Below are 24143 nucleotides of genomic sequence, written 5' to 3' on the forward strand. Positions count from 1 at the left end.
AGATTTAAGTCGTTAAACGAGATATTTTAAACATTATAAAAAGGGTTGAGCATCCATTATGCCGCAGCAGTATCAGGTTTTAGCACGTAAATATCGTCCAAAAAACTTTCACGAATTAGTTGGGCAAACCCACGTGTCTAAGGCATTAATCAATGCGATAGATCATAATAGACTGCATCATGCTTATTTATTTACAGGGACTCGTGGGGTGGGGAAGACCACCATTGCACGTATCTTGTCAAAGTGCTTAAACTGTGAAACAGGGATAACCAGTACACCTTGTGGTGTATGCAGTAGTTGTACCGCCATTGATCAAGGGCGTTTTATTGACTTAATTGAGATTGATGCTGCGTCACGTACGAAAGTTGAAGACACACGTGAGCTTATTGATAACGTGCCCTATGCACCTACGCAAGGCAGGTATAAAGTCTATCTGATTGACGAAGTGCATATGCTGTCGACCCACAGTTTTAACGCCTTATTAAAAACGCTCGAAGAGCCACCTGAGCATGTTAAGTTTTTACTGGCAACCACAGATCCACAAAAGCTACCGATTACCATTATTAGTCGTTGTTTGCAATTTGTGCTCAGACCTTTGCCACAGCAAGCCATTAGTGAACATTTGGCCAATCTATTGACTCAAGAAGGCGTAAGCTATACTCAGCCTGCGCTTTGGCAATTGGCGAATGCAGCTAAGGGTTCTGTCCGTGATGCGTTATCATTAACCGATCAGGCTATTGCCTTTGGTCAAGGCCAGTTAACCGATGACACCGTCAATGAGATGCTAGGTTTAATTGACAGTGCGGACTTGGTGCGTTTGGTATTGGATATCTATCAAGGTGATACGCCAGCAGTTGCCGCCCACATTGAGCAGATGCGGGCGCAAATGGTCGATGCGGGCAGTATGTTTGATGGCTTGGCTGAATTGCTGCACCAAATTGCTATGGTACAACTTTTACCCAATGTCAGCTTGAATGTTAATGAGATACAAGCACAGCAGATTACCCAATTGGCTCAGCACATCACACCAGATGTATTACAATTGTATTATCAAATTGTCGTGCAAGGTCGTGAACAGATTAAGTTGGCCAACACACCGCTACAAGCTCTTGAGATGTGTGTGTTACGTCTGCTTGCATTTAAACCTTTGGCAACCAATGAGGTGGCTCCTAATCAGATTGAGGGTGGGGCTAGTGAAAGAGCTAGTGAAATAAGGGTCGCTCAAGATGTAGAGTATGACGCTGGTATTAGTCAAGAAGCCATGAGTCAGAGTGCAATAAGTCAAGAATATATAGCGACTCAACAAGAAGCAGTTCAACAAGAAGCAGTTCAACAAGAAGCGGATTATCAGCAGACAGATAGTATATATTCAGTAGCAGATACACTAGATGTAAACCACGATGCAACAACAAACGGTATTCAGTCATCAGATATAATCACAGTTTCTAACCAAGCTGAAGTCAATAACCAGCCTCAACCCAATGATTTAACTGAAAAAAAAGAAGCAGACCCCATAGTTTATTCTGCCACTAGCGATAGTGGTGCTCAACAGATACAAGTTGATGATCCACGTCAGCTATTAAAATCTCCTGCCGTGGCACTTGAAGGTGAGTGGAGTGCAGAAAAGTGGGATTACTGGTTACAAACAGCACGAGAATCTGGCGCTTTAGCACAGGATCAGTTGGCCTTGGCAAGACAAGGTGTCATGACTGGTGATATTCATGGTAGAAGTGAGTTTAAAGTTGCCTTTGATACCAAGAATATGCAAAGTATTTTTCGGCATTTAGCACAACATTTAACCGAACAGTTTGGTGCAGAAGTTAGTATTGCTTTTGATGCAAAACTTAACAGTGAAGATGCTGATTTACTGCCGCATAATAGGCAAAAAGCACGCGAATTTAAGGCGGTTGAGTGCGCAAAAGAAAAGATAGTTAGTGGCGCAGTAATGCAGAGGCTAATGCATGATTTCCAAGGTAAAATTGTTCAGTTAAAGTTGCTAGGTGATAAATAACGATGAATTTTGAATTATAAAAAGCAGCTGAAAACAAAATGTAAAATAAGTAAACAAAAAATAACTAAAATAATGCAAAAAAACAGAGATTAGTTTATATATTGTCAACAATTGTCTGCAAAATACGTTATAATACGTCACTTATATTACATATGTTAGGTATTCAAATATGATGTTAGACAATTTAAGAGGAATGGCTGTATTTGCAAGTGTAGTCAGCCATGGTTCGTTTAGTGGGGCAGCTAGACAACTCGGCATTACGACAAGTGCTGTCAGTCAACAAATACGTTCTTTAGAAAAAGATTTGGGTGTTGTTCTACTGCATAGATCTACACGTAAGCTGAGTTTAACTGAAGCTGGGGCAAGCTTCTATGAATCAGCAAAAGATGTGGTCACCGCCGCAGATCAAGGGCGCATTAAAGTAAATCAATTACGTGATGAGCTGGCGGGTAGTCTGCGTATCGCAACGACTCCTGAGCTGGGTGTTAATCACATTCTTCCAGCATTATCAACTTGGATGTCAGCACACGATGACTTAAGCATCTACTTTATTGCTGACAACCATTACATTGATATGATTGATGAGCGTGCTGATATTGCGATTCGTATGAGTCCGCAGATCAAAGATACTTCAGTTGCCACTTATCCGTTGGCAGAAGTGAAGCAGATATTAGTTGCATCACCACATTACTTGCGCCAACACGAAAAAATTACTAAGCCAAAAGACTTGACCAATCATAAGTTAATTGGTATTGATCTGATGAAAGATCCAAACCTATTAGAGTTTAGTAGCATTGAAACTGGCAAAAAAAATCGAATCAAGATGAACTCTCGAATTCAAACCAACAACCTATTCCTCGCTACGACCTTAGCGAAAGAAGGGCATGGCTTGGTTCGTGTGATGTCGCTTGATGTACAAAAAGAGTTGGCGTCTGGAGATCTGGTTGAAGTCTTACCTGAATACTCATTGCCACATTTTGTACTTTATGCAGTAACCTTAGATCGTGAGCAACAACCAGCGAAAATTACCCGCTGTCTAGAAGTGTTAAAGAAGCACTTTCATGCTGCCATATAAGTGATATTACTGCTGTCAATGCAAGGTTAACAGACTCTGTCAAAGGGCTTTTAACTTAAAATACGCTCTAGTGGTGCTTTTGATAGTTAGTTACAACTGTCTATTAGCACGACTAAAGCGTATTTTTTTATGTTATTTTATGCGAGGATAGCAGCTGCGTTAGTTCCTCTGTGGCGATTGGAATAAGTGGTATAATTTGTCATTAAGATTTTTAGCTTCAAAAAAATCTTTTAGCTTTAATAGGAAGCTTTAGAGCCTAACAGCATCTCTAGACTTTAACAGGTAAAATAAGTACAGTCATGTTTGTAAAATAACGATAAGATAAATAGAAAAATTATGGAAAATAGATTAATTAATCCGCTTGAGCGTGTTGATGATGTAGTTGACAATAATATTCGTCCAAGTACCCTTGCCGACTATATTGGTCAGCCAGTTGTGCGTGAGCAGATGTCTGTATTTATTGAAGCCGCTCGGCGTCGCAATGAAGCGCTGGATCATACATTGATATTTGGTCCACCTGGACTGGGTAAAACTACTTTGGCCAATATCATTGCCCGTGAAATGGGCGGTAATCTACGCTCGACATCAGGTCCAGTGCTTGAGCGTGCAGGCGACTTGGCAGCGATGCTGACCAACTTAGAAGAAGGCGATGTGTTATTTATCGATGAGATTCATCGATTAAGTCCAGTCATAGAAGAGATTTTGTATCCTGCTATGGAAGACTTTCAGCTAGATATTATGATTGGAGAGGGACCAGCTGCGCGTTCTATTAAGTTGGACTTGCCACCATTTACTTTGGTCGCAGCCACCACACGTGCTGGATTGCTAACGTCGCCTTTAAGAGACAGATTTGGTATTGTGCAGCGCCTAGAGTTTTATAACATTGAAGACTTGACTACCATAGTCAGCCGTTCGGCAAGGTTGATGAATGTATCGATGACGCCAGAAGGTGCAGTGGAAGTGGCCAGACGCTCACGTGGTACACCTCGTATTGCCAATCGTTTATTGCGCCGAGTGCGTGATTATGCAGAAGTTAAATCTAATGGTGAGGTCACTGGTGCTATTGCAGATAGTGCACTAGATATGTTAGCAGTAGATAGACGTGGACTAGATCATTTAGATAGGCGCTATATCGAGATGGTGCATGCTCGCTTTGATGGTGGTCCTGCAGGGGTGGAGGCTATTGCCGCTGCGATGGCAGAAGATAGAGGCACTTTGGAAGATGTGATTGAGCCGTATCTCATCCAGCAAGGCTATGTATTGCGTACGGCTCGTGGTCGGGTCTTAACTCAAATAGCGATAGATCAGTTATAAGTTATAACTACCAGCAGTCCTAATAAGCCGCTCTACTAGATGAATTCTATACAGCCCTAGTACGAGGACATATCTATTTTTTACAATCTCTTATGCTTTAAGTCTCAATTAAGTTACCCACTTTGTCAAAATCTTGCAAACTTCAGGAATAAATATCAGGTATCAAATACTCAGGTGACCAGCCTTAATAGGCTCTCTTTAATGATGGTCTGTTTTTTGGATGATTTTAGGTTTTGGTTGTGACGATGGGTCAGTGTTTGCTTTTTTGTAATGGTATTTACCGATCGCCAATAAGCTAAGCGCACCTATAATAATCACTAATAAAATAACGACTGGATTTTTCCAAAAGGGTAATTTATCTTTGTTGCTAATGTTAGACGCTGATTTGGTATCATCAACAACATGGTCTCTATCCAAAAATCCAAAGCTGACCAAAGGTCTAGAGGGTGGTTGTGCAGGTTCAGGTGCAATTTTTAAACGGTTACGGCTTAGGTAAATATCAGATATTTTTGCCAGTTGTAGCATCCAGCGCTGATAAGGTAATAGGATGTTATCCATCGCACAAAAGGTTAAGATATCGCTATTATTATCTTTATCGATAATGAGTTGTCCGTTATCTGTTGCTATATCTGCTTTATTGCCAGATGATGTCTTACTGTTTTGTGTGGTACGACCGATGACCTTGGCATAATGTGGCATTTGCTCAGCACTGATGATCTGTGTAGCTTGTTGCGGTAGGTCATAGTTAGTGAGTTGACACCAGCTAGTATCAAAAGTTGGCATGCTATACGCATTGGCGTCACAGATATTATCATTTAAAGTTAGGTTTGCGATTTTACGATCTAAATGTAAAAACTGTGGTTGTTGCCGAAACCAAGCATCTAACTCGGTAGCGTCTAATTGGGCAAAGTCAGTTAAAATTGCAATTTCACGTAAGCACAATAAGCTTAGTGCACTCAATAAGGGACGTACTTTTGCGGCACTAAGATTACTTACTTGTCCCAACTTTTTACAGATAGCTTTTTGTACATCATTAGTTGTAAATAGGGTGTCAAAGATAGCCTGTCCGTTCAGTATGGCAGTTTGCATGGTATTGAAGTTAAAGGCATTATGCTTGCGTAGTTCTTTTATTTGACTTCGGCACAATAGTTTTTTTAGCACTGCTTCCGCACCGTAATTTTGATGGTAGGCAAGTAACGCACTAATGATGGCTTGGATGCCATGTTCGATAATTAGCCGTGCCTGAGGCAAAGAGATACGCCCAGTATCAGCAAAGACGGCATCAATAGGCTGGGTATCTTCATACAAGAAGTCATAAAGTGATACACGAGTTGGTAATAGAGCGGTCATGGTGTCTACTGTTTTGCATAGTTTGCAGATATCATAAGGGCGTTTACAACTAGATACAACCCTTGATTTAAAAAGTCTATCATTTATTGGTAACTTAGGTCGTAGGTTTTTAGGTCGTAGGTTTATAATTACTTATTATTCTAAAGTGCATCTCAAAAGGGTATTATGACAGAATTTAATGACAAAAAAGATAGCAATGTTGGCTTGGGAAATAATAATACAGCGCAAAAAGTCATAGTTGTTAATGTGGCTAAACAACAGTTAAGTTTACGGCAACTAAGTTTACCGAAACCAAGTTTACCGAAACCAAGTTTACGGAAACTAGCTATAAGCCAGAATATAGACCAAAACAACCCAAGTCATATACAACAATACAGTGAGGTAATACGCAATTTTGACATATCCACAGCCAAAAATGGTATAGGTAGTCAAGAGGGTAGTTATTGTACGCCTCTTGGCAAGCACAGCATAGCAGCAAAAATAGGTACAGATTTACCGATAAATAGTGTGTTTGTCGCTAGAGAGCCGACTGGTGAGATTTATAGCGAGCAACTTGGGCAACAATACCCTGATCGTGATTGGATTTTGACCCGTATTTTAAGGCTTCAAGGCTGTGAAGAGGGGGTTAATAAGGGGCACAATGAGCTGGGCTGCTGTGACAGTTATCAACGCTATATCTATATTCATGGTACACCTGATACTGAGCCTATGGGTGTACCTTTATCGCATGGCTGTGTACGGATGCGTAATACAGATCTTATTTGGCTGTATGAACAGGTAGAACAAGGTACACCTGTATATATCACAGCCAGCTAGTTTATGTTTTCTTGAGCTAGCTTCTGCTTTTCCTTGAGCTAGCTTCTGTTTCTGCACAGCAACATCTACCTCTACCTCTTTATATCCAAAAGCTCTATTTCCAAAATACTGGTAACTGCTGGAGTGCTTGCAAGCTATTGGCGCAGGCCTGCATACTATGTGGATTTTGGGCTGTAAAATAGCCTACTGCAAACCAAGCTTTGGCGTCTTCCTTAGTTTTTGCCTGATAAAAGTCATGGGCCACCAGATCATCATTGTAATTACCTAATAAATCCTGCATAGGTGCAATACTACTCAAAAACACTTTAACCTGTTTCTTTTTATATAAAGGTGCTACAAACTCTGTCAAATAGCGCAAGCTTTTTAAACGCTTGCGTAGCTTGTGTTGAGAGTCTATATCTAAGGTAGCAAACTGGGTACTGGCTTTAACAATTTTGTTGTATAAAGTATCCAATATCAGGCTACATTCTTGTTTTAAAGAAGTCTTGTTTTTTGCCTTATCTTGTTTGGTTGCAGCCTTATTTTTTTTGTTTAGAGGGTTATCTTTTTTTGCCGAACTCATGGTAAATTCAATTAGCTCTAATAAGGTTAACTGAAAATCATTGGCGCGTATGGCAGCTATTGGCTCAATAATACGTTTTGCACCACAATTGTCTGCTGGCTGTTGCCAGTTAACTACGGGTCCACCCATGCTTTTAAGTTTTGGTTGGGTTTGTGATTGTAGTAATTGATAGTCACGATATTCACCGAGTAAGCTAAAGGTTTGCTTTAAAATAGGGATCCACTCAGGATTGATTTGGCTTGAAAAGCTAGCAAATGCGGTTAATGCCGTTCGTAGTCTGCGAATCCCAACGCGTAGTTGATGAACGTGGCTTTCGTCATAGTTGCTAGAGGCAATAGCGCTAACATTAGGCAGAATTTGTAACATACAGTTGTGAACTACGGCTCGCAAAAACTGGGGTTGACTCATTTTTTTGCTAACGGCTAAGTTTTTTAGGTTAGCCTTGGTGGCATCGGTATGGTCTTTGTTTGCTACTAATAAGCCACCACGCTCAGCTTTGGTTACTGTGCTTAGGCATAGTTGATAGCGTTTGCACCAGATCTTTGCAGTTTCAAACAAAAAGGCCACATCGCCTTGCAATAATTCAAGCTCTAGCTCGATAATGGGCTGGGTAATTTGTGGGTTTTTACCATGAATGATCAGTCCTTCATCATAAGCCATTTCGATGATGTTGTTGTCTTTTTTAATTAAGCGGGTCGTACGCTGTATGTCTGTGACATATTGACAGCTTAGCTTTTCATTAGCTATTTTAAGTGTATTGGCAGTACTGACAGCTGATCCATCCGTTAAATTAACAGCTGGGCTTGAGGCTTGAGCATTGGCTATTAATCCCGCTAAGTCAATAGATTTATAAACGGATAAATCAGGAGCAAGTTGTTGTTGCTGTGCCAGAGCAGCCGCATCTTCACTTAAAACATTATTCTGTTCACCACGAGATGCCATGCCATCACCGTTAGATTTCAAAGTCTGAACCCAAGCATCACCTTCTTTACGTATTCTTAAAGCCATCCCTGATGAGGCAAGCGTATTGTCAGGAGTGTCAAAGTAGTGAGCAGCTAGCTGAAATGTCGTTGAAGATTTTATTTTTGCCTGACGCATTAAGGAGGCAACTTTGTATTCGGGTACTAAAAATTTAAGTTCAATTTCTTGCATGTTTTATCCTTGAAGTTTTTGTAAAGATAGTTTTACAAAGAGATGTTAAGGCAGGTGGGCTAGAGCTTTATATTCATCTTATTTTTTCTTTGATTTTATGCTTAAGGTAGATGTTAGGATAAGTGTCTGATAATAACAAGTAAATTAACGTGATATATTCATGACAAACGTAAGCAGAGATATATTGATAGGACTTACGCAAAAGTATAATTTAAAGGCTTTAAAAGCGACTGGTTATTATTTACGGAGCGTCTGGCTCTACTTTCAGAGGATTCATAAATGATTAGCAGTTGCCATCATATCTACACGTGCGTAAGTCCTAATTGCGTTATTTTCCTAGTCTGACTGCGTTTTGTTTTATTGTTATTGTCATTATTATTAAAATGAAGACGCGCCTTAAACAAAAAATCGCCCTAACCGAAGTTAGAGCGATTTTGTGTTCAATGATGAACTAAGAATGTTTTATAAAGCGTTCTTAGAACTGGTTCATTGTGTTTTTCTCACCGCCAGCTTTAAGTGCATTTTCACCAGAGAAGATCTCTTTGTGATCGTCACCTAAGTCAGAACCAGCCATTGCTTGGTGCTTAACGCAAGCGATACCTTCACGGATTTCTTTACGTTGTACGCCAGCAGCATAAGCAAGCATACCGTCTTCACCGAAGTAACCTTTGGCTAGCTCATGAACGCTTAGCGCAGTGGTGTGGTAAGTTGGTAGCGTGATTAAGTGATGGAATACACCGGCTTCACGTGACGCATCTTTCTGGAAGTTTTTCGCAGCTTGGTCAGCAGCAGCGTCAAGTTCAGTACCGTCATAGTCAGCACTCATCAAGTTGTTCTTGTCGTATGCTGAGATATCTTTGCCTTCTTCTTCCCACTTAGCGATAACTTGCTTACGGAAGTTTAGCGTCCAGTTGAACGATGGGCTGTTGTTGTATACTAGCTTCGCTTCTGGGCGTTTTTCTTTAATGCGATCTACCATCATTTTGATGTGTTCAACATCTGGCGTTGGAGTTTCGATCCACAGTAGGTCAGCACCGTTTTCTAGCGCAGTCACACAGTCAAGAACAACGCGGTCAATGTTAGTTTCTTCACGGAACTGATATAGACCATTAGCTAGACGTTTAGGACGAACCAGTTTGCCATCACGTTTTAGTAAGACATCATTTTCTTTAGCATCAGCGATGTCGATTTCTTCAACATCGATAAAGTCGATGTACTGTGAAGCTAGGTCGCCTGGTTTTTCGGATACTGGGATTTTTTGTGTTAGTGATGCACCTTCAGAGTCAGTACGGGCAACGATAACGCCATCGTCAACACCAAGCTCTAAGAAAGCATAACGGATAGCGTTTAGCTTAGAGATGAAGTCTTCGTGAGGTACAGTTACTTTACCTGCTTGGTGACCACACTGTTTAGCGTCAGATACTTGGTTTTCGATCTGGATGGCACAAGCACCCGCTTCGATCATTGCTTTTGTTAGCAAGTAAGTAGCTTCTTCGTTACCAAAGCCTGCATCGATGTCAGCGATGATTGGCACAACGTGTGATTCAAAGTTGTTGATTTTTTCTTCGATAGCCGCAGTATCTTGGCCAGCTTCTTTTGCAGCGTTAAGCTCACGGAAGTAGTCGTTTAGCACTTTGGCATCTGCTTGACGTAAGAAGGTGTATATCTCTTCGATAAGCGCTGGTACAGTGGTTTTTTCGTGCATTGATTGGTCAGGTAGTGGGCCAAGTTCTGAGCGAAGGGCAGCTACCATCCAGCCTGATAGGTAGATGTAGGTTTTATCAGTTGTACCAAAGTATTTTTTCTTAGCGTACATTGTTTGCTGGGCAATAAAGCCATGCCATGCACCAAGAGACTGAGTGTACTTAGAGTGGTCGGCATCATACTCTGCCATATCTTTACGCATGATGGCAGCTGTGTATTTTGCAATATCAAGACCAGTTTTAAAGCGGTTTTGAACCATCATACGAGCGGCATCAGCTTCACTGATGTTTTTCCAGTTGCCATGTTTTGCTTTGATTTCACGGATATGGTCAATAGCTGATTTATAAGTTGACATCAATTGTCTCCTTGATTGAGGATGGGTTGGGTAAAATAAATGGGTCTTAGTGATGGAAAGTAAGTATAATTCGTACTAAGACAACCTTATTTCACTCATGAATACGAGGGGATACTACTAGGTAGTTCATCTCGGTATTTTTAGGGAAAGTTGCTATATATTTTATGAATGTTTTTCTATTTATTAGTTGTTCTAAGTCCAATAAATTCAATCATAATTGTTAGTGTGTGACTACTATGCCCTTAACAGTTGCTAATCACTATAACTATATTTATCAGATTTATCTAGTTTATGATGGTTATCTTGGGTATTTATTTAAATTATAGTATAATAAACATCAGGGTTTAACGCTGTTTTTAGCGGCTTATCTACTACTAAGATAGCATGAAAAATAAATATTAAGATGATTTTAAGTGGTCATAATTAAGCATAAATTAAATGTATCATAGACAACGATAACATAATCAATAATAAGCCAATAAAATTACCAAACCATTACAAATATTAAATACAAAAGTCAGAGAGAATTATGAATTTACAACGGGTCGATTTAAATTTATTAGTAAATTTAGACGTATTATTACGTGAAAAAAATGTTACTAGGGCAGCAGAGCAATTAGGAATAACCCAGCCTGCTATGAGTAATATTTTGCGCCGGTTGCGTAAGTTATTTAATGACCCTTTGTTAGTTCGATCTTCAGAAGGCATGACCCCAACTGAACGTGCGTTGGAGTTACAGCCACGAATACGTGAAATTTTAGCAGAGCTGGCTCAGTTGTTAGAGCCTAGAACAGAGTTTAGGCCTTATAGTACATCTCGTGTATTTAGGATTATGACCTCCGACTATGCAGAGGCTACTTTAGTCCCCCGTTTGGTTAAAGCATTGCGATCAGAAGCACCTAATGTCATTTTAGATTTTTTAACCCCATCGGATGTGTCTTATCGTGATATGGAGCAGGGACGGGTGGATTTGGCGATTAACCGTTTTAATGAAATTCCGCAAAGCTTTCACCAAGTTTTAGTTTGGCGAGATACCTTTAGTTGCCTTTTATCTGCTGAAAGCCCTTATGCCAATCGCTTTAATCTTAAAAATTATCTGAAGGCACAGCATGTTTGGGTTTCAAAAACAGGCATGGGCGTAGGTTTTGGGGTTAATCCAGACAAGTCAGGAGGCCTTGGTTCTATTGACCAAGCGTTGCAGCGTCTAGGGCAAAAGCGTCAAATTAGCGTCTTTACCCGTCATTATCAAATGCCTGCTATGTTGGCTGCAAATAAAGACTTGATAGCCACTTTGCCAACACGAGTTGCACGTATGCAGGCGAATAATGACAGGATTATTTTAAAAGACCCACCATTTTTTATTCCAGAGTTTGAATTAACCATGGCATGGTCGCCTTTATTACAACACCATCCAGCTCACCGCTGGCTTCGTCAATTAATTATGCATGTAGCGCGGCAAGTGGTTGCTGATGAACAGCAAAATGTAGAGGAAGCACCAGTGATTAGTCATTTGTTTTAGATGTCAGTTTTTTTATTGTATATTTTTTTATGATAGACAAGATATACAAACAGTTGTCTTAAAATAATAGCCATTACAGATGTATTTAAACAACTGTATCTAAAAAAATAGGCTCTAAAAAATAACCTAAAAAACGGTGGTTATATGAATTTACACCAACAAGATCACACCAACAAAATTCTACATAAATAAGGTACAACAAGTATGATCCACTCCAATTCGTCAATAGCTATACTTACCAAAGTTAAAAGCTTGACTGTGCTTACAGCGGTTATGATGCTTAGCGCCAGCCTATTGCCGGCTTGCGGTAATGTCAATTCAGATAGGCAACCAACGCCTAGCACCCAAACTGCCAATAGTGGCAAAAGTAGTCGTGAGATGCTGCCAACAGAGGTGCTAAATCAGTTAAACGCATTACCACAATTGACCCAAGGGTTAGGTAATACAGGGGCTGACGTTCTAGATCCAACCAAACCGACCTTGGTTAAGTTTTGGGCCAGTTGGTGTCCGTTATGTTTGGGTACACTTGAAGAAACAGAAAGTTGGCGTCAAGACGCAGCTTTTACTGGACTTAACGTGATTACAGTTGCCAGTCCTGGTCATCTAAATGAACAACAGGGAGTAGAGTTTATCCAGTGGTATGCTGGCGTACAGAGCGATTATCCTAAGCTACCTGTCTTAACCGATACTTCAGGCAATTTAATTAAGCAGCTAGGAGTTCAGGTCTATCCAAGTTGGGCAATACTGGATACGCAAGGTAATTTGGTACGTTTAATTAAGGGTAACTTGACCACAGAGCAAGCCTATGCCTTGGCAGAAAATGCTGGTAATGACTTTATTGCGCTAAAAAATAGTACTGCCAAACCTGAGCAAGCCATATCAGAACAAGCCACGGCCACATCAGATAAAGGTAGCCAAAAAAATGGGGTATATTACAACTCAGATGGGGCACCGATAAACACCAAGACAATTTATCTTGCTGGTGGCTGCTTTTGGGGGTTAGAAGCGTATATGGAACGAGTTGATGGAGTGGTAGATGCCATATCTGGCTACGCCAATGGTGATTCTAAATATCCAGATCCCAGCTATGAGCAAGTGATAGCTGGCTCAGGTCATGCTGAAACGGTCAAAGTCATTTATGATGCCGATAAAATAGACTTAGATACTGTCTTAAAATACTATCTGCGTGTGGTTGACCCGACCAGTCTCAACAAACAAGGTAATGATAGGGGCGTGCAGTATCGTACTGGTATTTATTACACAGATCCTGCTGATCAAGCGGTCATTGATAGCGCATTGCAGTCTTTAGCATCGAATTATAGTAAGCCGATTGTGGTTGAAAACAAGCCCTTACAAAACTTTTCGTTAGCCGAAGAGTATCATCAAGATTACTTAGCCAAAAATCCAAATGGCTACTGTCATATTGATATCAGCTTGGCCAATGATAAGATTCAACCCAGTAGCAAAGCTGTTAAACTGGCACCAGCGAAGACAGTTGCTGAAGCGTTAGATCCCAAGCGCTATGCCAATTTTGACAAAAATGCGTTAAAAAACACCCTAACCAAGTCGCAATATGAGATTACCCAAAAGGCAGGTACAGAACGTGCCTTTAGTCATGAGTATGATCATCTGTTTGCGCCAGGTATCTATGTTGATGTGGTCAGCGGTGAGCCGTTATTTTTATCAACCCATAAGTATGATTCAGGCTGTGGCTGGCCAAGCTTTTGGCAGCCGATAGCGCCTGAGGTCATTACCGAGCATGAGGATAATGCGTATAATATGTTACGCACCGAAGTACGCTCACGAGTGGCAGACTCGCACTTAGGTCATGTGTTTAATGATGGTCCAAAAGACAAAACTGGGCTACGTTATTGCATTAATGGCGGTGCGTTGCAGTTTATTCCAGTGGATAAGATGCCGCAATCTGGTTATGGTGTGTTTGTTGACCAAGTTAAGGTCAAATAGCAACCAGTCAAATAGCAACCAGTCAAATAGCAACCAGTCAAATAGCAACCAGTCAAATAGCAACCAGTCAAATAGCAATAAGTCAAATAGCAACCAGTCTAATAACTATTAACCTGATAGCTATCAACCTGATAATAAGAATAAAATAGTAAGTTATGAATACGTTATGAAGCTGTCGTTTAAGCGGTTACAAACCGACTCATTGTTGGTATTGTCGGTATTTATCGTTGCCTCCTGCGGTCTGGCTTATGAGCTGATTGCTGGGGCACTGGCAAGCTATGTGCTTGGCGACTCTGTGTTGCAATTTTCGACCATTATTGGCACTTATCTATTTGCGATGGGTATTGGCTCGCATCTATCGCAATATGTACCTGAGGATAAAGTGTTACAACGCTTTATTGAAATTGAGGTATTGGTCGGATTAATCGGTGGGCTGTCTGCTATATTCTTATTTTTAGCCTTTGCATGGTTACCGACTTTTAAGACCATTTTATATGCGTTGGTTATTTGTATTGGTACCTTGGTGGGAATGGAAATTCCGTTGGTGATGCGTATTTTAAACTCGCAACAGCAGGCGTTTCACCAGTTGGTCAGCAAGGTGCTCACCTTTGATTACTTAGGGGCGCTGGTGGTGTCCTTGCTGTTCCCTTTGGTGTTGGCGCCGATGTTGGGCTTGGCCAGATCTGCGGTGCTATTTGGTATTTTAAATGTACTGGTAGCTGGCTGGACGGCATGGCACTTTTATCCCAAAGTGGCTATCAATGTAGCTAAGCCGAATATGACCAAACTGAATATGGCTGAGCAAAACGTACAAAGGCTGAGCAAAAATGAGCAGCAGCCAACACCTGCCAAAATAAGAGCAGGGCTTATTAGTCGTGTGTTAGTTGCCCTATTGATTTTACTTGCTGGCTTGTTATTTGCTGATCGCTTAGTGGGTTTATCGGAACAAAAAATATTTAGAGCACCTGTTGTTTTTGCTACCAACTCGCCTTATCAGCGTTTGGTAGTGACCGAAAAAAGTGGTCATTTACAGTTATTTCTAAATGGTAATTTGCAGTTTTCTACTCGTGATGAATATCGTTACCATGAAGCCTTGGTACATCCAATTATGCAGCAGTTGCATCAAAGCGTTAGTGCTGCCAAACCCGCATTAGATGTGCTCATATTAGGTGGTGGTGATGGGATGGCGGCGCGTGAGCTGTTAAAGTATGACACGGTTAAGAAGATTACCTTGGTTGATTTAGACCCAAAAATGACCGAGTTTTTTGCCAATGCGCCCCGTTTTAAACAGCTTAATAATAATGCATTAAATAATCCAAAAGTAAAGGTGATTAATGCCGATGCTTACAAATGGCTTGAGGGCAATCTGGACAGTGAGGCAGCTGCCCAATTTGATGCCATTATCATAGATTTACCAGATCCTTCACAATATAGCCTAGCTAAACTATACTCTGAGTCTATGTATCATTTAGTTGCACAGCATCTTAACGCTGAAGGGCTGGTAGTGGTACAATCAACCTCGCCTTATTATGCACCACGCTCTTTTTGGTCGATTAATAAAACCTTGCAGCTGGCTGGTTTTAAGACCACCCCTTATCATACTTATGTGCCCTCTTTTGGTGAATGGGGATTTATTGTCGCCAGTGTAGGCAAGAAGTTTGTACCACCAACCAAGTATGAGGTGCCAGTGCGCTATTTAACGCCAGAGGTTAGTCGTGAAATGTTTGTTTTTGCGCCAGATATGCAGCCCATTGAGGTTGAGCCCAATACGTTAGATCGACAGATTTTGGTACATTATTATTTACAAGACTGGTCTGATGAGTAGCTTGCAAAAACATCTCATTTGAATAAGTCACAGAAAACCTCTGTTTAAGCAGATACGCTAACCTTTAAGTGAAACAATGTTAAATAGCCAATCCAAACCAGCCAAATTAGCCTCAATACCTTTAGATGCCAGAAGTCAGTTAAATGGTAAGCACATCTTGGCTGAATTTTGGCAATGCCAGTGTGTGCCAGAGCTACTTACCCAAACTCAACCCCTGCTTGATACGCTTATCCAAGCAGTGGCAAAGGAAGGACTCACTTTGGTCGGTCACGCAGCGCATGAATTTCAGCCTTTAGACTCAGAAAATATAGAAAAAGATGCAGTAGAACGAGCCAGCCAGACGCAAAGCAGTGGCGTTACTTTAACCTTACTGTTGGCCGAATCGCATCTGTGCTTGCATACGTGGGGTGAGCAACAGACGGTTACCTTGGATGTGTATGTATGCAATGTGACCGAAGACAATAGTGATAAGGCAGAAGCTTTATTTACCGCTTGTCTAAATATCTTTGCGCCTGCGCAGTATCATAGTCAGCAGGTGATACGTCAGCATCAATTGTCCGCAGCTGATTATGACTAGGGTTATATCAAGTAGATTAAGATTTGCATACAGAACAAGAGTAGAGAAAACCGTTACTGTTCTTAATAGATTTGCAAATTTAAGGTGTTGATATAAGGTTGCTTATGTCAGAAAAGCAGTGTTAAGCTGTCTGGAACATAGACAGTTTATGATTATACCTTTTCTGAAAAATAATCTATCTTTGTTAAACTCGCTAAACCTACTACTTGTAGCGTTTGCACTCGTTTTCCTCGATATCTTAATTTTCAAATTTGGTATTACAATCAAAAAACATCGTTTTAAATTATCCAAAAAAATTAGGAAATCCTATATGCAACATTTCGTAGGTTTGCAGACTGAGCTACTTTATTATGTCATCTACTTTGGCGGCGGCGTGGTGATGTTGCTTTTATTTTCCATTATCTATATGGCAATCACCCCTTACAATGATATTGATCTAATTCGCAAAGGATCAGGGGCAGCAGCGTTAAGTTTCGGTGGTACTATTATCGGGTTTTCCCTGACTTTGGCAGCCAGCGCTATTTATCATACTGGTTTTATCGCATTTTTAATCTGGAGTGCGGTGGCGATGGTGGTACAAATTGTTGGCTACTTTATTATGCTCTCCATCATTGGTGATGTGCCTGGACATATTAAGAGGAATAATCTAGCAGTCGGTGGATTGATTGGCATTAGCGGCTTAGTACTGGGGATTATCAATGCTGGTATTTTATCGTAGAGTCTATCAGAACAGAGTTTATAACACTTTAAATACAACATTTACAACACAGTTTTTATAAAAAAAGGATAACATCATGGGTCTTAGAAATTTTATTAAAAAGCAGTTTATTGACGTCATTGAATGGGACTGGCAGGATGATAACCTCCTGATGTGGAAATTTCCGATGGCAGATAATGAGATTCAAAACGGTGCTAGTTTAACCGTGCGTGATGGGCAGGTTGCGGTCTTTATTAATGAAGGTCAAATTGCTGATGTGTTTGGTGCAGGAAGCTATACTCTAACCACGCAAACCTTGCCACTGATGACCAACCTAAAAAACTGGCGGATGGGATTTGACTCTCCGTTTAAATCAGACGTGCTTTTTTTTAGTACCCGCTTACAGCAAGGACGAAAGTGGGGCACCACGCAGCCAGTAACGGTACGTGATGCTGAATTTGGGATGGTACGTCTGCGTGCCTTTGGTATGTATAGCTACAAAATTAATGACGTAGCACAGTTTTATCAAAGCATCACAGGGATAAATGAGCACTACCATGCTGAGCAAATTGAGCCACAATTACGTAATTTAATTGTCTCGAACTTGGCTTCTGGTTTGGGTCAAAGTGAGGTTGCTTTTATTGACTTGGCTGCCAATCAGGGTTTGATGGCAGATGAGGTTAAAAAGTCATTACAGCTTGATTTTGCTAATTATGGGTTGGAGCTGACTTCTTTTGTAGTAGAAAACGTTTCGCTACCTGAGACATTACAGCAAACTTTAGACAAGCGCATCTCGATGGGCATGATTGGTGATATGGATGCCTATACTCGTTTTCAAACGGCAGAAGCCATTCAGCATGCGGCCAAAAATGAAGGCGGTATGGCAGGGGTTGGCGCTGGTCTTGGTGTTGGTATGAATATGGGGCAAGTGATGAGTGAAGCGATGGCATCAGGTCAGCCACAAGCTCAGACAGCACAGCCACAAGCTCAGCAGCAACAACCACAACCAGCCGCAACTGAGAGCGCCACTGACTTTACTGCTAAGCTAAGCCAATTAAAAGGCCTACTAGATCAAGGCTTGATCAGTCAGGCAGATTATGATGAGGCCAAAACCAAGATCTTAACGCAATTGACGCAATGATAGGACGCAATGATAGATAACAACCACCCATCCAACGGCGCATCTGGCTCAAATCAGCCGATAAAGCCAAAGCTACCCAGTAACTTTGAGGCGCTGACGTTCAGTGCCGCTTGTCCTTCTTGTGGTGCGCCAGTTGAGTTTGCTTCACCTGGATCTGTGATGGCAGTATGTGAATACTGTCACAGCACTGTCTTGCGTGATGGCGATGCGTTAAAGGCGCAAGGCAAACAGTCGCTGACCATTGAAGATTATTCGCCATTACAAATTGGCAGTGTCGGTCGCTTTGATGGTACTGACTTTGCGGTGATTGGACGGGTGCAGCTGCGTTATAGCCAAGGCGTCTGGAATGAGTGGTATCTGCAATTTGCTGATGGGCGCAATGGTTGGCTTGCTGAAGCGTTAGGTCAATATAGCCTAACGCTGGGCGCAGGTGAAATGACAGATTTGCCAGCCTATGATGCGCTGCGCATTACCGACACGATTACCTATCAAGGCACTCCGTATCTAGTCAGTGATAAACGAGAAGCCACCGCCATTGCAGGTGAGGGTGAGCTGCCGTTTGTGATGGGTGCAGGCTGGCAAACGTGGGGGATTGACGCTCAGTTTCAACGTGCCTTTATCAGTTTAGATTATGCGCAGCAAGGCCCACAGCATGCACCAATTGTCTATCAAGGGCAAGTGGTACAGCTCGATCAGTTGTCGATGCAGATGCTGCAAGAGTCAGCTCAAATCAGTGAGCAGGTTAACCAAGCAGGCAGTGGCTCAAGCACAGATCAAACACAGATGGTGATTACCAACCTTGACTGTCCCAACTGTGGTAGCCCCATACCTTATGTGCAAGGTGCGACCGAGTTCTTGTTTTGTCCAAGTTGCCACAGCGAGGTACAACTAACCGGCAATAAAGCTGAAGTGGTGCGAATGCATTCAGCGATGCAGCACTTTGATGCCAGTTTACCGCTAGGTGCGAAGGCGCGTATTGATAGCGCTGATGTGATTGACGTCAGCGAAGTGGCGTTAACCGAAGCCGAAAAACACGCCAGACTGACCGCCCGCAGTTACCATGATTATGTGGTCATCGGTATTATGCGTTTAAATGAGGTGGGTGAGTACGCCTCTTGGACGGAGTATCTGTTATATAGCCTAAGCGATGGCTTTTTGTGGTTGTCCGAAGAATCAAGTGGCTGGTATCTTGCACGGGTATTGAGTGAAATGCCAATCGCTGAATCGGGGCGTCTGCTTTATAACGACAAGCAGTGGCGGCAAGTAGATTCTGGTTATCACAATCGTGTGGTCTATGCTGTCGGTGCTTTTAACTGGCAGGTGAAAACTGGCGACAGTGATTTGCTGATAGATTATGTCAGTGGCAAAGAGCTGATTACCTCAGAGCAGACCGAACGTGAGATTACCTATACGCATGCTAAGCCTGTTGACGACAGCAAGATACAGCAGTGGTTTGGCTCTTATTTAACCCAACCTAATAGCCAGAGCGCTAGCGATGTCTTTTTGCAAACTGGCAGCCTGAAGAAAATGTTGTTATGGCAACTGCTTTTGCAAGCGATTATTTATTTTATCTTCAATGGGTCTTTGATTGTTGCCATTATTGGTGCGATTATCATTTATTTAGTCTATTTTAGAAGCAGTGAACGCGCTAAAGATAAGGTTGCTATGGGGACGGCAGTTGGTCCTTTTCATTATCATAGCGCTGGCATTCAAGGCTTTGCAGTTATCGTGATTGTACTGTCAGCACTGCTTAGCGTGATTATTGGTAATGCGGCATCACCTTCGGTTACAGGACCAAATAGTGACTCTGATCATACTCAAGAAGCTGACAGCTCACGTGGTGGTGGCATTATTATCCTGCCAGGGGGGTTGGGTGGTGGTAATAATAATGGCAGTGATAGTGGTAGAAGTGGCCGTACAGGTTATAGCTCTGGCGGCTCACATAAATAGGGGATAAGCGTTTAATTGTTATTCGCCATTGGCATCGAGGGCTTGCTGGCAGGCTCGTGCCAAATACGGGTCAATATTTTCTTGATTTATCAGCCATTTTAAATAACCTGCGCCATCGGCACTGGCAGCCACCTCAGCAATTGCTTCGCCTTTATGCTTACCAAAGCTAAAGTGAGTTGGAATACGTGCCACTTCACTAAATTGATATAGGCTTGCTATATCAGTGATTTGATGCCCTTGATTGATGGCTAGCTGTATCAAACTATCTAAAACCAGCTGCGTAAAATAAATATCATAAATGGCGGCATGCGCCTCTTTGGCTTGCTCACGGGCAACTTGAGGGTGAAAATAATACAGTAGAGCGACCAAGGTGTGACTGTCTAACGTAGGCAATAAGTAATTGGACATGGCTTTGGTGCAAATCAGCTTTGGCGTGTGGGTGACACCAGCATTTTTGAGCACCTGCATGTCATAATCAATGTTATGACCAATCAAATATTCAACCTTACTTGGCAGTCTAAAGTCGGTATGCGGTGGCTCATGCGCCACATCTTCATCACAAATGTGTGAGGTCGCCATCGCACCTAAGCTGATGGGTTTTAATGGATTAAAACGTTTGGATCTGGGTTGTTGCAACACAACCACTTTGCCCTCATTATTAATATCAACAATGGAGTAGGCCGCCTCTGTCATGTGTGGCTCATTGAGTCCTGTGGTTTCTGTGTCTAATATATAACTGGTCATTGGTATCAGCCTTGAAAGAAAATGACAGAATAACAACTTCTTAGCAAAAATTAAAGCATCAACACCAGTGTTCGATACTGGCAGTTAGCAGCATGGGGTCAAGCTGATTAAACAGCCGATATTAACTTATTAAAAACTAAGAATAGATCAAAAAATCAAAGGGGCATGTAATATAAGTTAACTATTTGTAGCAAAATCCATCAGGGTATAAAATTTAACTTTTTATAACCATCTAAATGATATATATTATTACTAAACAGATAGCTATGATTAATAATTATAAATTAATAGTTGGCCAGCCAGTCGTACAAACCAATCAGATAAAAACACATCGTATCAAAAGTAATAATAAGTGACGTATAAAAATTAAACCCAGTCAGATAAATTTAAGGATAGGGTCATGGCGAATGCTAAACAACAAAAACAAAAACCGCAAGCGCATCATCATTCTAACAAGAGTCAAACAAATAGCCATCAAGCAAATAATGGTGAAGCAAAATGTTATCTTGAGCAACTGATGTCAGATACTAAGTTGGCGAAGACTTTAGCTGCTTATTATGACTACCAAAGGGTCAATAAAGTTGCCCGCATTGTCGGTATTATCAGTATTATTATTTATTTAGGCGCCAATATTTTATTTAATACACCACAAAGACAACAGCTATTGCTTGCAGTAACTGTTGTATTTTTTGCATTTGCTATTGGTCTTATTTTTTTTGTAGTTAGAAAAGCACTGGCCTTTAGCTCCCCGTTAAGGCTAATTGCAAAACAACAAAACATGAGCTTTAAGAGTGTCTATGAGGATTTTATTGTCTATGCTGATGACTTTAAGAAGTCTTGAGAATAAAGCTAAAAGTGTCTAATTTACTAAGTTTAAGACAGGCATGTTGGAGGGAAAAATGCTACAAAGAATTAACGAACTTGAACAGCAACGTTTTAACTTTCTGATTAATAAAGAGTATGATGCGTTTGCTGAACTATGTGACCCTGAGCTACGCTATGTGCATAGTAGTGGCAAAATTGATGATTTAGACTCTTATTTGAAAAAGTTAAAGCTCGGTTATTATAATTATCAAGACATACGTTTTGAAATAGATAAGGTCATAGATATGGGCAATTATGTTATGGCTACGGGTGATTTGTATTTGCAGTTATTAGCGGATAATGAGCCATTGAGCTTGCAAAATAGAGCGGTGTCAATTTGGCGTAAACAGGGTGATACTTATAAGTTTTTGATGTATCAGGGTACGGCATTTTAATACCAGTCTCGATATCTATATACCCCACTCTTAACTCTTTGCGTAGGCTATGGCTTTAGCCCAGCATATTAGCTTAAAAAATACGTTTCGTTGGGTTAAAAGCACCAGACTACATTGGATTGTAAGATTGGATTGTAAGTAAGTTGGGAGTGAGGTATCTATATGCTTATATCTATGCTTATATCTATATGCCTATACCTATACCTATACCTAATAAAGTTCTTACAGTTATTTAGCTGAATGACTGAAAATAGGGTATGAGGATGGTAGTTTATTCCAAAACATAACTCGAAACGTTTGAACAAAGATTGGAATAATTGTTACAATAAAGACGAACACAACGGTACGTTAATTAAAAGCACAATAACCAACAACAAAAAGGAGAGCATAATGCTTACTCATGTTCCTAACGTTACATTCAAAACTCGTGTACGTGATGAGTCTATCGGTGGTGAAAACCCATTCAAATGGTATGACCTAACCACAGATGAACTATTTGCCAATAAAAAAGTAGTGGTATTCTCACTACCAGGTGCATTCACGCCAACCTGTTCAACCAGTCACTTACCACGTTACGAAGAGCTCTATGATGAATTTAAAGCGCTAGGCGTTGACGAGATCGTCTGTGTCTCTGTTAACGATGCCTTTGTGATGTACCAGTGGGGTATCAAACAGGGCCGTAAAAAAGTATTCTTGCTACCTGATGGTAATGGCGAGTTCACTCGTAAAATGGGTATGTTGGTTGAAAAAAGTAACCTAGGCTTTGGTCTACGCTCATGGCGCTATTCAATGCTGGTTGACAACAAAGAAATCAAAAAAATGTTTGTCGAGCCAGGCTTCGAAGACAATTGCCCAACTGACCCATTTGAAGTATCAGACGCAGATACTATGCTAGAGTACCTAAAAAGCCAGAAGTAACTTAACGAACCTAGTCTAAGGTTGTTATTACTCTGTCAAACTGCACCGCTTTTATATGAAGGCGGTGCAGTTTTTTTGTGGTTAATGGATTGGGTAAAGATTATTTTTTAACAGTGGTGTTTTGGTAGGGTTGGCTTTTTGTCTATGATGATTTTGGTGGTATGATTGCAAACTGTTGAACTTAATAAAGTAAGCCGTTTTTTAACCTTTACACAAGGGAAGGGAGTCCATGCTTCGTTTTGTTGCGCGTCATAGCACGTTAATCATGCCACTGTGCGCGGTTGTCGGCTTTATCTCACCCAGCTTATCCAATCTGATCTTGGCGTATTTGCCAGAAGTGCTGTTCTTTTTGATGTTCTTTACCTTATTGGGTATCGATCAACACACACTATTAAAGCGTATCGTCAGTCGCTATGTCTGGATTTTTGCGGTGCTGCAAAGTGCTGGCATGAGTCTATTGTTGGTGGTTATTGCTTATCTGATCGGGGTGCGTGGTGACTTGCTGCTGGCGATAGCGGGCTTGGCGGCCACAGCGCCATTATTCGGCAGTGGTGCGCTGGTCAATGCGGTGGGGTTTGATGCGCTGTTGGCAATGGCAAAAACCATCGCCGCTACCTTGGTAATGCCAGCGACTTTGTTAATCGTGTTGTGGGTATTGGGTGACACAGACGCCCACTTGGATTTGATAACTTATATCAAGCGCTTACTGATCTACATTGTCATGCCGATGCTGCTCGCGGTGGTGGTGCGCCGCCTTATTGCACCGGCTACTTTGGCACGTTATTATCCAAAAATTGCTCAGTTTAATATTTTGCTGCTGCTTTTATTCCCATTGGGGCTGATGGCAGGGTTCCGCCAGACATTTGATAATAATCCTTGGGAGGCGTTATCCTTATTGGCGCTTAGCTCTGGTTTGGCAGTATTTTTTTATTTTGGTGCCTACTTTGTCTATCGCCGCTTTGGTTATGAAAATGCCATTGTGGCAGCGATAGTGTGTGGTGGACGCAATGTATTGCTTGCGTATACCATCACAGTGCCTTTTATGGGCGCTTTGTTTTTGCCCTTATTGGGTGCGTATCAGTTGCCTGCGTTTTGTTTACCGCTGCTGGGTAAGTATATGGTTAAGCGTCATCGAGCAGGGTGAGTGTGGCAGTGTTTGTAATTGAGTGTTGCACCACGCAGGCTTACCCCTTACTATTGAGCGTAACT

At 41.4% G+C, this 24143-nt stretch carries 20 protein-coding genes; 15 read left to right on the forward strand and 5 right to left on the reverse strand.

Going from position 1 to position 24143, the window contains the following annotated elements; translation table 11 throughout:
* The first annotated feature begins 58 nt into the window (after window positions 1-58).
* The 3 genes from dnaX to ruvB all read left to right on the forward strand — a co-directional run bounded on the left by dnaX (window position 59) and on the right by ruvB (window position 4400).
* A complete protein-coding gene (gene dnaX, locus H140_RS0102090) occupies window positions 59-2011 on the forward strand; it encodes a DNA polymerase III subunit gamma/tau (protein WP_019672001.1) in 1953 nt (650 codons plus the stop codon).
* A gap of 172 nt (window positions 2012-2183) precedes the next feature.
* Window positions 2184-3086, forward strand: coding sequence for a LysR family transcriptional regulator (locus tag H140_RS0102095; protein WP_026348759.1), 903 nt, complete (start codon window positions 2184-2186; stop codon window positions 3084-3086).
* A 336-nt stretch (window positions 3087-3422) separates the two neighbouring features.
* Window positions 3423-4400, forward strand: coding sequence for a Holliday junction branch migration DNA helicase RuvB (gene ruvB / locus H140_RS0102100; protein ID WP_019672003.1), 978 nt, complete (start codon window positions 3423-3425; stop codon window positions 4398-4400).
* A gap of 198 nt (window positions 4401-4598) precedes the next feature.
* Here ruvB and H140_RS0102105 read toward each other — a convergent pair whose 3' ends face one another.
* On the reverse strand, window positions 4599-5750 hold the full coding sequence (locus H140_RS0102105; protein ID WP_019672004.1) for a hypothetical protein: 1152 nt from the start codon (window positions 5748-5750) through the stop codon (window positions 4599-4601).
* Window positions 5751-6089: 339 nt separating this feature from the next.
* Between H140_RS0102105 and H140_RS0102110 the strand changes: the two genes are divergently transcribed.
* Window positions 6090-6566, forward strand: coding sequence for a L,D-transpeptidase (locus tag H140_RS0102110; RefSeq protein WP_051086842.1), 477 nt, complete (start codon window positions 6090-6092; stop codon window positions 6564-6566).
* Window positions 6567-6660: 94 nt separating this feature from the next.
* Here the strand turns inward: H140_RS0102110 and H140_RS0102115 are convergent, their stop codons facing one another.
* Both H140_RS0102115 and H140_RS0102120 read right to left on the reverse strand, forming a co-directional pair.
* Entirely contained in the window at window positions 6661-8280 is a 1620-nt protein-coding gene (locus H140_RS0102115) for a CYTH and CHAD domain-containing protein (RefSeq protein WP_019672006.1), read from the reverse strand.
* A gap of 475 nt (window positions 8281-8755) precedes the next feature.
* Window positions 8756-10339 (reverse strand): isocitrate lyase, encoded by a 1584-nt coding sequence (locus tag H140_RS0102120; protein ID WP_019672007.1) that lies wholly within the window; start codon window positions 10337-10339, stop codon window positions 8756-8758.
* Window positions 10340-10868: 529 nt separating this feature from the next.
* Between H140_RS0102120 and H140_RS0102125 the strand changes: the two genes are divergently transcribed.
* Complete coding sequence (locus H140_RS0102125; protein WP_019672008.1) at window positions 10869-11858, forward strand: LysR family transcriptional regulator; 990 nt, start codon at window positions 10869-10871, stop codon at window positions 11856-11858.
* A 204-nt stretch (window positions 11859-12062) separates the two neighbouring features.
* Entirely contained in the window at window positions 12063-13823 is a 1761-nt protein-coding gene (gene msrAB / locus H140_RS0102130; protein ID WP_019672009.1) for a bifunctional peptide-methionine (S)-S-oxide reductase MsrA/peptide-methionine (R)-S-oxide reductase MsrB, read from the forward strand.
* Here the strand turns inward: msrAB and H140_RS16470 are convergent.
* On the reverse strand, window positions 13787-13909 hold the full coding sequence (locus H140_RS16470; protein WP_083932631.1) for a pentapeptide repeat-containing protein: 123 nt from the start codon (window positions 13907-13909) through the stop codon (window positions 13787-13789). The genes msrAB and H140_RS16470 overlap by 37 nt on opposite strands.
* A gap of 80 nt (window positions 13910-13989) precedes the next feature.
* Between H140_RS16470 and H140_RS0102135 the strand changes: the two genes are divergently transcribed.
* From H140_RS0102135 to H140_RS0102155, 5 genes are all read left to right on the forward strand, one after another.
* On the forward strand, window positions 13990-15648 hold the full coding sequence (locus H140_RS0102135; protein WP_019672010.1) for a spermidine synthase: 1659 nt from the start codon (window positions 13990-13992) through the stop codon (window positions 15646-15648).
* A 76-nt stretch (window positions 15649-15724) separates the two neighbouring features.
* Entirely contained in the window at window positions 15725-16225 is a 501-nt protein-coding gene (locus H140_RS0102140; RefSeq protein WP_019672011.1) for an S-adenosylmethionine decarboxylase family protein, read from the forward strand.
* A gap of 310 nt (window positions 16226-16535) precedes the next feature.
* A complete protein-coding gene (locus H140_RS0102145; protein WP_019672012.1) occupies window positions 16536-16943 on the forward strand; it encodes a DUF350 domain-containing protein in 408 nt (135 codons plus the stop codon).
* A gap of 76 nt (window positions 16944-17019) precedes the next feature.
* Window positions 17020-18063: an SPFH domain-containing protein gene (locus H140_RS0102150; protein WP_019672013.1), complete on the forward strand. Its 1044-nt coding sequence runs from the start codon at window positions 17020-17022 to the stop codon at window positions 18061-18063.
* A 9-nt stretch (window positions 18064-18072) separates the two neighbouring features.
* Window positions 18073-20013 (forward strand): DUF4178 domain-containing protein, encoded by a 1941-nt coding sequence (locus tag H140_RS0102155; protein ID WP_019672014.1) that lies wholly within the window; start codon window positions 18073-18075, stop codon window positions 20011-20013.
* An 18-nt stretch (window positions 20014-20031) separates the two neighbouring features.
* Here the strand turns inward: H140_RS0102155 and H140_RS0102160 are convergent, their stop codons facing one another.
* Complete coding sequence (locus H140_RS0102160) at window positions 20032-20757, reverse strand: 3'-5' exonuclease (protein WP_019672015.1); 726 nt, start codon at window positions 20755-20757, stop codon at window positions 20032-20034.
* Between the two features lie 400 nt (window positions 20758-21157).
* Here H140_RS0102160 and H140_RS0102165 point away from each other — a divergent pair, with 400 nt between their 5' ends.
* The 4 genes from H140_RS0102165 to H140_RS0102180 all read left to right on the forward strand — a co-directional run bounded on the left by H140_RS0102165 (window position 21158) and on the right by H140_RS0102180 (window position 24078).
* The gene (locus H140_RS0102165) at window positions 21158-21598 is read left to right on the forward strand and encodes a hypothetical protein (protein ID WP_019672016.1); all 441 of its coding nucleotides are present in this window, start codon (window positions 21158-21160) and stop codon (window positions 21596-21598) included.
* 58 nt (window positions 21599-21656) lie between these two features.
* The gene (locus H140_RS0102170; RefSeq protein WP_019672017.1) at window positions 21657-22016 is read left to right on the forward strand and encodes a nuclear transport factor 2 family protein; all 360 of its coding nucleotides are present in this window, start codon (window positions 21657-21659) and stop codon (window positions 22014-22016) included.
* A 390-nt stretch (window positions 22017-22406) separates the two neighbouring features.
* The gene (locus tag H140_RS0102175) at window positions 22407-22934 is read left to right on the forward strand and encodes a peroxiredoxin (RefSeq protein WP_019672018.1); all 528 of its coding nucleotides are present in this window, start codon (window positions 22407-22409) and stop codon (window positions 22932-22934) included.
* Window positions 22935-23163: 229 nt separating this feature from the next.
* Window positions 23164-24078 carry a hypothetical protein gene (locus tag H140_RS0102180; RefSeq protein WP_019672019.1) on the forward strand — a complete coding sequence of 305 codons (915 nt, stop codon included), beginning with the start codon at window positions 23164-23166 and terminating at the stop codon, window positions 24076-24078.
* The last annotated feature ends 65 nt before the right edge of the window (window positions 24079-24143 follow it).

This window comes from Psychrobacter lutiphocae DSM 21542, from assembly GCF_000382145.1.
GTDB lineage: Bacteria > Pseudomonadota > Gammaproteobacteria > Pseudomonadales > Moraxellaceae > Psychrobacter > Psychrobacter lutiphocae.

What these genes read in the sequence shown, in the direction of transcription:
- H140_RS0102165 (WP_019672016.1), top strand. Translation starts at nt 21,158, where the DNA reads ATGGCGAATGCTAAACAACAAAAACAAAAACCGCAAGCGCATCATCAT.
- H140_RS0102135 (WP_019672010.1), top strand. Translation starts at nt 13,990, where the DNA reads ATGAAGCTGTCGTTTAAGCGGTTACAAACCGACTCATTGTTGGTATTG.
- H140_RS0102150 (WP_019672013.1), top strand. Translation starts at nt 17,020, where the DNA reads ATGGGTCTTAGAAATTTTATTAAAAAGCAGTTTATTGACGTCATTGAA.
- H140_RS0102180 (WP_019672019.1), top strand. Translation starts at nt 23,164, where the DNA reads ATGCTTCGTTTTGTTGCGCGTCATAGCACGTTAATCATGCCACTGTGC.
- ruvB (WP_019672003.1), top strand. Translation starts at nt 3,423, where the DNA reads ATGGAAAATAGATTAATTAATCCGCTTGAGCGTGTTGATGATGTAGTT.
- H140_RS0102170 (WP_019672017.1), top strand. Translation starts at nt 21,657, where the DNA reads ATGCTACAAAGAATTAACGAACTTGAACAGCAACGTTTTAACTTTCTG.
- H140_RS0102140 (WP_019672011.1), top strand. Translation starts at nt 15,725, where the DNA reads ATGTTAAATAGCCAATCCAAACCAGCCAAATTAGCCTCAATACCTTTA.
- H140_RS0102145 (WP_019672012.1), top strand. Translation starts at nt 16,536, where the DNA reads ATGCAACATTTCGTAGGTTTGCAGACTGAGCTACTTTATTATGTCATC.
- msrAB (WP_019672009.1), top strand. Translation starts at nt 12,063, where the DNA reads ATGATCCACTCCAATTCGTCAATAGCTATACTTACCAAAGTTAAAAGC.
- H140_RS0102105 (WP_019672004.1), bottom strand. Translation starts at nt 5,750, where the DNA reads ATGACCGCTCTATTACCAACTCGTGTATCACTTTATGACTTCTTGTAT.
- H140_RS0102155 (WP_019672014.1), top strand. Translation starts at nt 18,073, where the DNA reads ATGATAGATAACAACCACCCATCCAACGGCGCATCTGGCTCAAATCAG.
- H140_RS0102125 (WP_019672008.1), top strand. Translation starts at nt 10,869, where the DNA reads ATGAATTTACAACGGGTCGATTTAAATTTATTAGTAAATTTAGACGTA.
- H140_RS0102175 (WP_019672018.1), top strand. Translation starts at nt 22,407, where the DNA reads ATGCTTACTCATGTTCCTAACGTTACATTCAAAACTCGTGTACGTGAT.
- H140_RS0102120 (WP_019672007.1), bottom strand. Translation starts at nt 10,339, where the DNA reads ATGTCAACTTATAAATCAGCTATTGACCATATCCGTGAAATCAAAGCA.
- H140_RS0102115 (WP_019672006.1), bottom strand. Translation starts at nt 8,280, where the DNA reads ATGCAAGAAATTGAACTTAAATTTTTAGTACCCGAATACAAAGTTGCC.
- dnaX (WP_019672001.1), top strand. Translation starts at nt 59, where the DNA reads ATGCCGCAGCAGTATCAGGTTTTAGCACGTAAATATCGTCCAAAAAAC.
- H140_RS0102160 (WP_019672015.1), bottom strand. Translation starts at nt 20,757, where the DNA reads ATGACCAGTTATATATTAGACACAGAAACCACAGGACTCAATGAGCCA.
- H140_RS0102095 (WP_026348759.1), top strand. Translation starts at nt 2,184, where the DNA reads ATGTTAGACAATTTAAGAGGAATGGCTGTATTTGCAAGTGTAGTCAGC.